A 14,309-nucleotide genomic window follows, 5' to 3' on the forward strand; every position below is an offset into this window, starting at 1 on the left:
TATTGGCCACCAATAATTTCTATCGTTAAATGTTTTTCTTAAGTTATTTTGTTCTACGTTTTCGTAACTAAAACCTGAAGGATAAAGTTCAGATGCACCTCCTTGCCAACGCATTTCTAAAAATTCTACTTTTTTGTTTTCATCTAAATGTGCTGTTTTCCATCTTCTCATATCATCATACCTAAAACCTTCAAAACATAATTCTATAGCACGTTCATTTCTTATACGAGCTCTTAAACCATCTTGAGACCCAGAATATGCAGCATTTACATTTGGCATTCCTACTCTATTTCTAATTTTGTTTACAGCGTCAAGAGCAGTTAAACTTGCTCCAGAAGCTATACCATTTGGGCCATATGCTTCATTGGCTGCTTCTGCATAATTAAGATAAATTTCGGACATTCTAAAAATCATATTATTTGCATAAAAATCTAGCTCACCAACCCATCCTTTATCTAAGTAAAATCCGTTAGGAATCCATTTTCTAATACGATAACCTGTTGTGTTTCTAACTTGCCACAATCTATTTGCTGCTGTTGCAGGATCATGTAAATCTAAACCATAGTTACCTTCTTCATTTACTACTGCCAAATCACTTTTACCAGATCCATTTGTTGGGTTAGCTCCTGTAACCTTCCAAGGAATTCCATCATACAAAATAGCATTATAAAAACGAGGATCTCTATTAATAAATGGTTCTTGTGGATTATAAGAAGGGTCATCTTCTATTGCTAAACCATTTTTAGTTTCAAATTTTGCTACAAAGTTGGCTGTTGCACCAATATTTAGTGGTCCATTATTACCTTTTACGATATCAAAGCCAACAGTTAAATAAGTTCTAGGTAGAGGAACCAATGTACCACCACCACCAGCAGTATTGTCATTCACCTCCATAAAAATAGCTTCTTGAGGAAGTGCTTTTGATTTTCCTTCTCCTACAAAAATACTTCTATAGTTTTTTAAAGCTTCTGGTTCTGCCACAAAAAGATCAGCACCATTATGACCTACATCCATCGTAATTGCATCCGAAGCATCTATAAGAGTATATAAACCGTTAGAATTTGCAAAATTAATCATATCAGAAGCTGCCTTTGCTGCATCAATCCATGGTTGTTGATCATTAGTTGTATTAACTAGTGGGCTGGCTGCAAATAAAGTTACTCTAGATTTTAAAGCTAAAGCTGCTCCTCTTGTTGGTCTACCAGTATTTGCAGAATTCCATGTTACTGGTAATAAATTGATAGCAGATTCTAAATCAGCCAATATACCTTCTAAATTTTTTTCGTAAGTCTCTCTTTCTACACCTAATGGGTCATTAAGATTTAGATTCTTCTCTATGTAGAATAGACCTCCATGACGTTTTGTTATTAAATGGTAAAAGAATGCTTTTAAGAAATATGCTTGTCCTTTTAAACCATTAATTGTTTCTTCATCTGTATCTTTTAATAAATCTATATTAGCTAAAAATGTATTTACAGTTCTAATTCCTTTCCAAGATTGTGTATATCTAGAAACAAAATTTGGTGTTTGTCTTTGACCAACAGCAGAATTAAGGTCCATTAATGCTACATAATCTGAATTTGCGTATGATTGGTATTTTTCTGGTACTCCATTATCAAATCTCCCTGGATATCCTTCGTCAGACATTATCATACCTGGTAATATATCTGAGTTATTAGATTTTGCACTAACTTCTGATATTAAATAAATATAAGCACCATCTAAGTAACTTGTTGCAAAGTTAATATTATCAAAAACACTTTCTTCTGTTAAAACGTCAAAGTCTGCTTGCTTGTCTAAATAATCTTCACAGCTAAAAAACAAGCTAGTCAAGATTAAAATCAATGTATATTTTTTTGTTTTCATAATTTATAATTTTAAAAGCTCATATTTAAACCTAGGTTAAATCTTCTTAAAATTGGGTAAACCCCAGGACTGTTTCCTTCTGGATTTGCATATTTTAAATTAGAATATGTAAGAAGGTTATTACCACTTACATAAATTTTTAAGTTTTTAATACTTTTACTATTATTCATGTTAAAAGTATATCCAATATTCATAGTTCTTAATTTAATATAATCTAAATTAACAACTCTATCTGTTGTAGCTGAAGCTAAATTAGGATTATAAGTACCAACATGTAATGCAGGATATGCAGCATCTGTATTAGTAGGAGTCCAATAATCTAATTGCTCATATCTACCAGATGCATTTCCATCTGATATAGCATATGCTAAAGTTTCACTTACAAGTCCTTCATGACCAGAAATAGCATTAACTAATGCACTAAAAGACCAGTTTTTATACGATCCGCTAAGTTTTAAACTATAACTATGCTTTGGCGATTTAGGTAAATCAAACCTTATTTGATCTTCAGTAGTAGATCCTATCACTGTACCATTTGCATTATAATCAATATATCTTAAATCTCCTAAACCAAAACCAGATGCATATTCTGGGTAATTAACAACCTCATCTATATTCTGGAAATATCCATCTGTTTGTAACAATGCTGTAGTCCCTGAAGGTTTACCAGCAACTGCAGCATAAGACGCTGTACCAACACCATCAGCAACACTGGTTAAAACACGATTTTCATTAAAACTGTAAATACCAGTAACCGAATATTTAAAATCTCCTATTCTGTCCTTATATGTTAATGAAGATTCAAAACCATGGCTTTCTGTGTTTGTTACATTAACAAAAGGTAAAGTTCCTGTAATACCAAAATATTGGGGTATTGTAGTATCAGTAAGTCTTCCAATTACACCTTCTCTATTGTCTACAAAGAAATCTAATTCTCCTGATATTTTATTGTTAAAAAGCCCAAATTCTAAACCTAAGTTTTGCTTCGTTACAGTAGTCCATGTTAAATCTGGGTTACCGTTTTTTGTTAGTACTATTATTGATTGACGTGCAGTATCTCCATCTCCAAAAAGGAATCTATACGTTTCTCTTGGCAGTGTTTCTGCATAGTTACCTATAAACTCCCAACGATTGTATTCTGTAGGATTTGTATTTGCTATTTTTAAACCAGATTTACTACCAGTTTGACCATTAGAATATCTAATTTTAAAATTATTAATTGCAGGAATATTATCTTTTATAAATTTTTCTTTAGCAAGATTAATACCTACAGAAAAAGAAGGGAAAAGTTTAAATTTATTTCCATTAGCAAAACTTTCATCCCCATTATAAGAACCACTTACTTCGAAAAAATAACGGTTATCATAATCATATGCTGCTCTTGCTATCCATGCTTCTTCATAAAAAGGAAACTCAGTATTTGTGATTTTTTGAGTACGACTAAAAACTCCTAAACCAGTTACGCTGTGTTTACCAAATGAACGACTATAATCAAGTTGTGCTTTAATGTAGTCAATTTCTTGAGTATCATTAATAAATTCTGAACCTTCTGTAAAATTATAAGGTTGTTCATAATCGTCTGATTCAAATGCACTCCATTCGTAACCACCTCCTTCTGTAAATAATAAATCATATCTATCTAATCTTGTTTCTAAAGTAAGGTCTTCAAATACATTTTTTCTTACATCTGTTGTTGTTACAAAATTATATTTTGCAGAAAAACTTAAACCTTCTGTAATAAAATCTAAATTTTGGTCTAATTGTAAATCAATAGAAAAAATAGTTTTATTAGAAGTGGTAATTCCACCTCTATCATTACCTATTGTTCTTGTTGTTGGAAATCTAACTTCTGATAAACCAGGGTATAAAGGATCAGGGTACTGTTCTAAAACTTCTTCTGGATAAAAAGGAATTGTACTTGGTTCAAAAGTATATAAACCTAAATATGCGCTTTTTTGAGTAGAAGGATCTCCAACGTTGTTTACATTGATTAAACGATTATTTACACTTGTTTTTAAGCTAGTAGTTTTTGACAAAGTAAAATCTAAGTTTGCACGAAAATTATATCTTTCAGACCTATGTTCAGGGTCATAATCATAAAATTGATTAGATCTAGTGATATCTCCTTCTCTAACATATCCTGCAGATGCATAATATTTAACGAATTCTGTACCACCAGATACTGCTATTGTTGAATTATAACTTGTTGTGAAATCATCCACTACATAGTCAAGCCAATTTGTGTTTGGGTATAAATATGGTAAGTCTCCACTTTTATAATGTGATAAAGCTTCATCTGTAGCATAACCTACATTAAAAGAAGCATCATTATAAACAGCAACATTACGTGCAGTTTGTGCCGAATAAGAATCTAATGCGCCGTAAATGTTTTCAAATGTTTTTACAGTGAATTGACTTGAAACACTTACTACAGGTTTTCCTATTTTTCCACGTTTTGTTGTAATTAATATAACACCATTAGCACCTCTAATTCCGTATACAGCTGTTGCTGCTCCATCTTTTAGTGTACTAATACTCGCCACATCTTGAGGGTCTATAGTCGAAAATCCTCCAACTATCTCAACACCATCAACTAATATTAATGGGTCAGAATTACCACGGATAAAAATCTCTCCATCATCTTCTCCAGGTTGTCCAGAAGACTGAACAATATTAACACCTGAAGAAATACCACTTAGTGCATTTGTTAAGTTTGATGCTCCAGCCTGAATAATTTCTTCACCTTTTACCTGACTAATAGCTCCTAAAACACTTGCTTTCTTTTGTTTTCCATAACCTATAATGATTATTTCGTCTAATTCATCAGCATCTTCTTTTAGAACAATATTTATAGTTTTTTGAGAGGCAACAGTTATTGCTTGCTCTTTAAAACCTAAATACAAAAATCTTAATACATCTCCTTTTTTTGCTGTAATTTTATAATTACCTTCAAAATCAGTTGTTGCACCAATTGTAGTTCCTTTTATCATTATGCTCACACCGGGTAATGGTGATGATGATTCATCTGTAACCTTACCTGAAATAACAGATTGTGACCAAGCTGAAACAAGACTAAAACAGCACAGTAAAAGTGTAATTATCTTTAATTTCATAAATTTAAATTTAGTTTTTAGTTTAAGTTTTTCTAATGCTCTTTAAAAGCATCAAAAGATTATTATGTGTACAAAATTAACCTCTTTCTATGTTTTTATTTTCTCAATTAAGGGGTCTAAATGTTACGAAGATGCTTATTTTTAATGTTAAAAACCTGTTGTACAGTGTTTTGTGGTATTTGTTTAAAATAATTATTTGATTGTAATTTCATCTATAAAAATTTCTTGATTGTTTAAAGATTTTAGTTGAATTGTATTTGCACCTCTATTTAGTTTAATTGAAATTTTAACTTTATTCCACGTAGTTTTTTGGGATTGGGTATTAGGTAAAAAAAGTTTTTCTTTTATAGTTTTTCCATTTACAATAGCTTTTAAATAATTACCTAAAGCATTATCAATTTTAGAACTGTATCGAATGTATAAATCAGCATTACCTGCTCCTCCATCATTTTCTTGATACCAAGAAATAGAAGCTCCTTTTTTAGCTAGACTTACAAAACCTTTTCCTTTAAAATTATGTCCTTTTGATGAAATGGTTGCATTATATAGCGTAGCTTCTTCTGCTTGTTCTCCAATTTGCCCTTCATCTTTTAAAATTTTATTCCAAGTAAAACCTGTGTTTTTTCCAAATTTTTCTTCTAATATTTGTGTAGGTTTTCCATTAACCACTATCAATGCTTTTACAGTTGTTTCTAATTCAATATCAAAACTTCCATTGTAGTGTAATGATTTTTCTGTTGGTTTTTCTCCATTTGTAGTGTAATACACTTCAATGTTAGGGTTGATCTTATCTCCTCTTAAGTTGATGATTTTTGTATCTATACTTATTTTATTAGAAGTAATTAACTTCTTTTCTCCCAGAATAGAACTTGCTAATAAATTAATGCTTCCAGATTGCTTAGTGCTTGTAATATATGCACGTGTCAAACCATAAAAAGCTTTTCTGTGATTAGGTCCTACGTGTTGTTCTACATCTACAGGACTGCCATTGTCTAGTGCTTTTATTTTACCTGCCCCAAATACATTAAAATAAGTTCTATTTTCTCCATAAGGATACATTGTGCCTTGTTTATCTGTAGTTGTAACACGAACCTGAACAATATCATTTTTGATGTTATTTAATGATTCTCCATCAATTGATAATTGAATTTTTGAGGGTTGATTAGCTGTTTTTATAATTTCTTCTGAAACAATTTTTCCGTTTTTATAACCAACTGCCTTTAATGTTCCTGGTTGCCATTTTACAAGCCATTGACATTGCATTTGTTCCCAATTTTTTCCTGGTTTTTGCTTTCCTAACGATGTTTCATTAAAAAACAACTCTACTTCATCACAATTAGAATACACCCAAACAGGAATTTCTGTTCCTAAACTAACTTTAGGGTGTGTCCAATGAGGTAGAATATGTACCATTGGTTTTGTAGTCCATTGACTTTGATATAGATAAAATAAATCTTTTTCAAAATTAGCTAAATCGATAGCTCCTCCCATAAAAGCTCTAAATGGCCATCCTCCATGAACATAACCTGCCTCTCCAATATAGTCATGACCTGTCCAACGAAAAGAACCAGCATAAGCTGGAATATCTCTTAATTGTTCAATGTTTAAACGAGAAGAAACACGCACAGTAGCATTGTCATAACTAGAATTAAAGATTTGTTTTCTATTTTTTTTATTGATTTGCTCAGTCCAATCATGCGTAAAAACTTCTTTTTCAGTTAAATCAGCAATAAAATAAGGTTTCTGATTTTTGTTAGGAAACCCATCTCTAAACCACGTTTTTGTTCTATAATAGCCTCTTACTTGCCAAGTATGTGTGTTCTCTGTACCTATAAAAACTTTTCCTTTTTGTTTCTTTGTTAAATTTTCTAAAAAACCTTTTTTTTCACTACCTCCATTTACACCTAAAACATTCATGTATTCAGAACCTGAATGCCCTGAGGTAACAGGACGAGTAGGGTCTAAAAGATTACATTCTGCTACCAAATCTTTAGCAATTGCTCCACGAGTTTCGTTACCAACACTATAAATAACTATAGAAGGATGATTTCTATCTCTTTTAATCCAATCTGTTAAATCTTGTTTCCACCATTTATTAAAATGATGCGCTCCATAATCGTTTTTAGCTTTTTTCTTCCAGCCATCAAAAATCTCATCCATTACTAACATGCCTAGTTCATCACAAATATCATAAAACTCAGGTGTTTGAGGGTTGTGAGCAGTTCTAATTGCATTTACGCCCATATTTTTTAATTGCTGAATTCTAAATTTTAGAATTTTATAAGGCACTGCTGCTCCTAAAGCTCCTGCGTCTTGATGGTTGCAAACACCTTGTAGTTTTACGTTTTTGCCATTTAACCACATTCCTGTTTCTGTTTTCCATTCAATGTCTCTAACTCCAAACTTAGTTTTTACAACATCTGTAATTTTTCCATTTAAAAGTAACTCAGTTTTTAGTGTGTATAAATATGGGTTTTCTACAGACCAAAGTGTTGGGTTTTTAATATTTAAATCTGTTTTTGAAAGTGATTTTTCGTCTAAACTTATATTATTTTTATTAGTTGATATTGTAGTTCCGTTTTTATTAAGAATAGAGGTTACTAATTTTATTTTTTTAGCATCATTATTGTTATTAATAATTTCTGTTTCCACAAAAACTTTATTCCCTTCTGTTTTTATAAAGATACCATCTCTATTAATTCTTGTGCTGTTCTTTATGTCAATCCAAGTGTGAGCATAAATTCCACTACCTGTATACCAACGTGCAGAAGGTTGTTTGTCATTATCAACCCTAACTGCAAAAGTAATGGTTTCTGAATTCTTTGCAATTTCACTAATATCATAGGCAAAAGAAATCCATCCATAAGGTCTAGTTCCAAGTTTTATTCCATTAGCCCAAACAGTACTATTCATAAAAATTCCATCGAAAGCAATTTTTATATGTTTCCCTTTCCAATGTTTAGGAACAGTAATTGTTTTTCTATACCACCCAAATCCTGCAGGTAAATAACCACATTGAGCTCCCATAGGATTGTTTTTATTATACTCACCCTCAATACTCCAATCGTGAGGTAGGTTTAATGTTTTCCATGAAGTATCATTATAATTAATTTGCTCTGCATCTAGGGCATCTTGTTGGATAAACTTCCAATTAGTGTCAAAGCTAATTCTTTGAGGATTGTTCTTTGTAGTATGATTCATTTTTACACATCCTAAGAAAGCTAAACTAACAATTAAGGTTAGAACAAAATTTAAGTATTGAATTTTTAAATTAGAGATGTAAGAAATCGTTTTAAGGATTAAATATTTGGTCATTATTAGTTTGTTAAATTGTTTAATTAAAATTGTTTGTTTGGTGTAACAAGATTTCAAATATATCAACTTAATTATTTTTTTCTTTATCAAAAAAGACCTACAAATGTTGCAAGAATATTAATTATAACTTAAGAAAAGTAATATAGATAAATATGATTTGCATTATTTAATAAAGAGCAATAAAAAATGAAAAAAGCTAATAGTTGTTTGTTTTAATTGTCATCAAGTTTATTTTTTTTATAAAGAGAAACATAAATCTTAATTGATGTTTCATTGGTCAAATTTAAGCTTTAAAGTAACATTTTTTACCCTTATTTGAGAAATATAAATATAGGAAAGTGTCTAAATTTGATAACTAAGTTTTTAATATTAAAAACTTTAAAATTCAGATTTAAATACGAGTAGAATGAAGAGAAGTATAATTTCATATTACATTTTTATAATAACTACTTTAGTTTTTAATTTTAGTTGTAGGCATAAGGTTAAAAACTCTTCTTTAGGTAGTAGTATTAAAAGCCAAAAACCTAACATCGTTATAATTTACCTTGATGATTTAGGGTATGGAGATTTAAGTTCTTATGGAGCAACAGAATTAAAAACTCCAAATATTGATGCTTTAGCATCTGGGGGTCTAAAATTTACAAACGGTTACGCTTCATCTGCAACTTGTACTCCTAGTCGTTATGCATTGTTAACAGGGGTTTATCCCTGGAGAAATAAAGATGCTAAAATTTTACCAGGAGACGCACCTTTGTTAATTAGTACAGAGCAACAAACATTGCCTAAAATGCTGTCTAAAGTTGGTTATCAAACTGCAATTATAGGGAAATGGCATTTAGGTTTGGGTTCTGGAAATGTAAACTGGAATGAAACGATTAAGCCAAGTCCTAATGAAGTTGGTTTTGATGAGTCATATATTTTGGCGGCAACTCAAGATAGAGTTCCTACAGTGTACATTGAAAACGGAAATGTTGTAAACTTAGATAAAAACGATCCTATAGAAGTTAATTATAAAAAGAATTTTAAAGGACAGCCTACAGCAAAATCAAATCCAGAAATGGTTACTATGAAGTGGCATCATGGTCATAATAATAGTATTGTAAATGGAATTCCAAGAATTGGTTACATGAAAGGTGGTGAAGCAGCAAAATGGAGCGATATAGATATGGCAGATCATTTTTTAGATAAAGCACAGAATTATGTCAAATCACATAAAGAAAAACCATTTTTTCTATATTATGCAATGCAACAACCACATGTTCCAAGAACTCCACATCCAAGATTTGTTGGTAAATCTGGTATGGGGCCAAGAGGAGATGTCATCTTAGAAGCAGATTGGATGATTGGTGAGTTTATGAAAACATTAAATGAAGAAGGTGTTTTAGAAAATACTTTAATTATTTTTTCAAGTGATAACGGTCCTGTTTTAAATGATGGTTATTATGATGATGCTGTAGAAAAACTTGGAAATCACGATCCTAAAGGTGGTTTACGTGGAGGTAAATACAGTTTATTTGAAGCAGGAACTAGAGTGCCTTTTATAACTTATTGGAAAGATCATATAAAACCTGGTGTTTCAGATGCAATTGTTTGTCAAATAGATTTATTGGCATCCTTAGGTAAATTTGTTGGAATAGATGAAAAAACTACTGATAGTAAAGATTTATTAACTTCTTTATTAGGTGAAACTAAGAAAGGACGTGATCATTTAATTATAGAAGCGAAATCTAATACAGCTTTAAGAAGTGGAAATTGGATTATGATTCCTCCTTATAAAGGTAAAGCTATGAATAAAAAAGTAGGTACAGAAACAGGAGTTTCACAAGAATATAAATTATTTAACCTTTCAGAAGATATTGGTCAAAAACACAATTTAGCAAAAGAAAATCCAAAGAAATTACAGGAATTGATTCAGACATTTAACAAATTAAAAAAATAATCTTGCTTTAAAAGAAATAGAAAAACTAAAAGAAATGTTATCGCTGTTAAAAACGGTAAGAATAGAATATGCAGAATTTCCTTTAACAACGAGAGAGATTGCACTTAAAAAACGAACGAAATAATAATCAAATATAAAATCAAAATCAATGAAAACTAAACTTATATATCTAATAGCTTTGCTTTTTACCATTAATAACTTTGCGCAAAGCAATTGTGGAGAGCTAATAAATGACACATTTGATGGTTCTGGAGCTTTACCAACAGAATGGACAGAATATAATACAAGTGGTAGAGTAACTGTTTCAAATGATAGATTAAAATTTGATCATAATACAACAAAACCATCTGCGTTTAGAACATTTACACCTATTACTCAAAATTCATTATTTTCTTTTGATGTATCTGCTTCACGTAGTTCGGTAAATTGTCAAATACACTTATTATCTTCTACAGGTAAATATATATCTAGTATAGCTGTAGGTGTGCAAACAGCTTCTATAAAATATGCAACATCTATTTCAAATGGTGTTTCAGGTGGTTTTACAGATGCAGTTCCAGCAACAGGATTAAAAACTAATACAACATATTCTGTATCTTCTCAAGTTAATCTAGATTCAAAAACAGTCACTTTTTATGTAAATGATGTTTTAATGGCTGCTGATGTTCCATTTTTGGAAGATGCCGAGGATATCGCTAAAATAGATATTCGACTGATTTATATGTGGAGTAATAATGGTCAATTTTATTTTGATAATGTTTCAGTGTCTGGTGGTGATGCAAATCGATTTGAATTAATTAGTGAAACAACTGCTGCAGAAGCATTAATCAATTCAGTTACCATTGGTACAGATTACGATCAGTATCCACAATCTAGTGTAGATGCTTTTCAGGCAGAAATAGACAAAGCAAATATAATAGTTGATAACTGCGATGCCTCTTCAACAGATGTAGATACTGCTTTGTCTGATCTTAATACTGCCAAAGAAGTTTTTTTAGCAGCAAGAAACAGTGGTAAAGTTTTTTTATTTGAAAATGCAAAAGGAATTATAACAGACAATTTAGGTGCTGTTATTAAATGGGAAAATCAAATAGAAGGTTTTGGAGACGCAACACAAAGTGATACTAATTTAGGAGGAGAAGAATCGCAAGAAACCTACCCAGGAAAAACAACAGTACTTTTTAATAAGGATGGATCTTATTTAGAATTAGAGGAATCAAAAACAGAGATATCTGATAATAATTACAGTATTTTTTATGTAGGTAAAGCAGAGAATATAGTAACAGGTAAACCAGCAGGTTTATTAGGTAATTATGATATGAGTGGAGGTTTTTCTAATACTAAAGGTATTAGATTTGTAAGATTACAAGACGGCAAGATTGGCTTTGATTATGCAAGACCTAACTATACACGTGTTGTTTTAGGAAATAATGAAATACCAGCAGAAAATTATTTCTTTTTTGGGTTTTCTATGGATGCATCTGGTAATTACAAATATTTTGATAGTACTTCTCCAATAATAAGTACAGGTACAATACCAAATACGATGCTTATTAATGCTGAAGAAAATCTAAAATTTAATCTTTTTGAAGAAGTGGCAGGTGTAAAAACGTACAATCAAACAGAAGTTGTAGAGTTAGCCATGTATAATTTGGCTTTAGATGCTACTAAATTTCAAGATGAATATAATCGATTAGCAACAGCGTATGCAGAACTTGTTAAATCAGCATTTTCTGTGACAGAAGTTTTGCCCGAAAACCGTACAGGTTTACCTTCTGATGCTGATATTAGCATCAGTTTCAGCCAAAATGTAGATACTAGTTCAGAATACCCGAAAGTATATGTAAATAAAAGTAATGTAGAAGCTCAAGGAACTTGGAGCTTGTCATCACCAAATTCTTTAACTTTTACACCAACCGAAAATTGGCCAGCTAAAGCATTAGTTTCTCTTCAAATACAAGAAGGTCTTAAATCTACAGATGGTATTTTTATTGGTTTAGCAAATGGTAATACTTATAATTTTATAGTGCAACCAGAAGAAATTTTCGATTATGAAACGATAGAAGTTGTTGCAAATACTGTAGATTTTCCTATAGTTGGTCATAAATTACCAATAAAAATAACAAGGCCTGTAATAGAAAACTCTAGTACAAAGTTCCCTGTACATATCTGGGTACATGGTGGTGGTTGGTCTGGAGGTTCTACAGAAACTTCTAGTGCATCGAATTCTCCACATGGAAATTATTTAGCTGAGAATTTAGGTATAATAACTTTAGGTATATCTTATAGATGTTATGGTTCTAGTGGTAATTTTTCACTAGCTAGAGAAGATGTTCAGGCTGCATATGATTGGGCTGTAGAAAATGCAGATGCTTATAATTTAGATATGACAAAAGTATTCTTTAGTGGTGGTTCTGCAGGCTCTCCATTAGCTGCTATTGCAGCTGAAGAAAATAATGCGCTTGGATTTATTGGTTTTAACGGAATCTATGATTTTGTAAATGATGCAGGAGATTTTGGTACAGGAAATAATTACAAACAAAATGTACCAAGTGAGCAAGCCAATTCTCCAATTTTTCTGTTAACAGATACTCCAACTGCAACCATCTTAATGCATGGAGATGCAGATACAACAATATCACATACACAAAGTACATTATTTTCTGATGCCATAAAAGCTAAAGGAGGTGATGCAGAAACTGTTATTTTTCCTGGTGAAAAACATGCTTTTTTTAACTTAGGACAAAAAGCATATGCTGGTGTTTTAATAGAGATGGTAAATTTTATAAACAGAAAACTTAACGAACAAAGTTTAAGTACATCAAGTATTATTATAGACAATAAAGTAATGCTATTTCCAAATCCAGTAAAAAAGGACGATACGCTTACCTTAAAACTGAATTCAAATTTTAATTATGATAAAATTGATACTCAAATAATTAATTATTTAGGACAAATAGTAGTTGAGAAAACAATATTTATAAATCAAGAATCAAAAATTATTACAATTGATACAAAAAATCTAAAAAAAGGTGTTTACATATTAAAAATCTTAGATAAACAGCGCCCAAAAAATATAAATTTTGTAATAAAATAATTACGACAAAAAATTAAAACAATTGACAATATAAAAATTAAAACAATGAAAATCAAGATCATATTTATAATAGGTTTTATTTTTACAATAAATAGTTTTTCGCAAACAACTAATTGTTCGGCAATAGTAGATGAAATATTTGATGTAGATGGATCTTTACCAAATAATTGGACAGAATATAATACATCAGGAAGAGTTACTGTTGAAGGAGGTCGCTTAAAGTTTAATCACAATTCAACAAAGCCTAGTGTTTTTACTACTTTTGATCCTGTTTCTAATAATGCTACATTTTCTTTCGATGTTTCCGCAACTCGAAGTTCAGTAAATTGTCAAATAAACTTAGTGTCTGCCTCAGGAGAATTTTTATCTAGTATAGCAGTAGGTGTTCAAACGGCAACAATAAAGTATGCAACCTCAATTTCATCAAGTGGGGTGCCAACTAATTTTACAAACGGATCACCATCAGTATCTTTTAAAACAAATACAGTTTACTCCGTGACTGCTCAAGTAGATTTTTCTGCTAAAACTGTAGATTTTTCTGTAAATGGAGTGTTAATGGCTGCAGATATTCCTTTTTTAGAAACAGCAACAGACATTGCTAAAATAGATATTCAATTGATTTATATGTGGAGTAATACAGGTCAATTCTATTTTGATAATATTTCTTTATTAGCAGGAGATAAAAACCGTTTGCAATTAACAGACAATGTAAATACAGCCGAAAATTTATTGTCATCTGCTATAATAGGTACTGCTTACAATCAGTACTCACAAGTAGCTGTAGAGGATTTTCAGGCTGTAATTAATGCGGCTATTGCTGTACTTTCAGATTGTGATTCTACATCAGGTTTAATAGACAATACCATTTTAGAATTGCAAACAGCTCAAAATAACTTTAGTACATCAAGAGTAAATGAACCTATACTAAAAATGTATAATGGATATAATTTTACAGGCGAAGAACATGAAATTTATTGTG

At 30.8% G+C, this 14,309-nt stretch carries 6 protein-coding genes; 3 read left to right on the forward strand and 3 right to left on the reverse strand.

Annotated features, from left to right (window positions below; all coding sequences use genetic code 11):
* From ABJG40_RS02970 to ABJG40_RS02980, 3 genes are all read right to left on the reverse strand, one after another.
* Nucleotides 1-1,866 (reverse strand): RagB/SusD family nutrient uptake outer membrane protein (locus ABJG40_RS02970; RefSeq protein WP_348023095.1); only part of this gene is annotated, 1,866 nt, incomplete at its 3' end.
* An 11-nt stretch (nucleotides 1,867-1,877) separates the two neighbouring features.
* A complete protein-coding gene (locus ABJG40_RS02975; protein WP_348023096.1) occupies nucleotides 1,878-4,979 on the reverse strand; it encodes a TonB-dependent receptor in 3,102 nt (1,033 codons plus the stop codon).
* Nucleotides 4,980-5,171: 192 nt separating this feature from the next.
* A complete protein-coding gene (locus tag ABJG40_RS02980; protein ID WP_348023097.1) occupies nucleotides 5,172-8,294 on the reverse strand; it encodes a glycoside hydrolase family 2 TIM barrel-domain containing protein in 3,123 nt (1,040 codons plus the stop codon).
* A 406-nt stretch (nucleotides 8,295-8,700) separates the two neighbouring features.
* On the opposite strand from ABJG40_RS02980, the gene ABJG40_RS02985 reads away from it, so the two are divergent.
* The 3 genes from ABJG40_RS02985 to ABJG40_RS02995 all read left to right on the forward strand — a co-directional run.
* A complete protein-coding gene (locus ABJG40_RS02985; RefSeq protein WP_348023098.1) occupies nucleotides 8,701-10,233 on the forward strand; it encodes an arylsulfatase in 1,533 nt (510 codons plus the stop codon).
* Between the two features lie 148 nt (nucleotides 10,234-10,381).
* The gene (locus tag ABJG40_RS02990; RefSeq protein ID WP_348023099.1) at nucleotides 10,382-13,330 is read left to right on the forward strand and encodes an alpha/beta hydrolase fold domain-containing protein; all 2,949 of its coding nucleotides are present in this window, start codon (nucleotides 10,382-10,384) and stop codon (nucleotides 13,328-13,330) included.
* A gap of 45 nt (nucleotides 13,331-13,375) precedes the next feature.
* Nucleotides 13,376-14,309, forward strand: a 934-nt coding sequence (locus ABJG40_RS02995) for a hypothetical protein (protein ID WP_348023100.1), incomplete at its 3' end; no start/stop codon positions are given.

Origin of the sequence: Polaribacter sp. (assembly GCF_039939415.1) — a bacterium.
GTDB lineage: Bacteria > Bacteroidota > Bacteroidia > Flavobacteriales > Flavobacteriaceae > Polaribacter.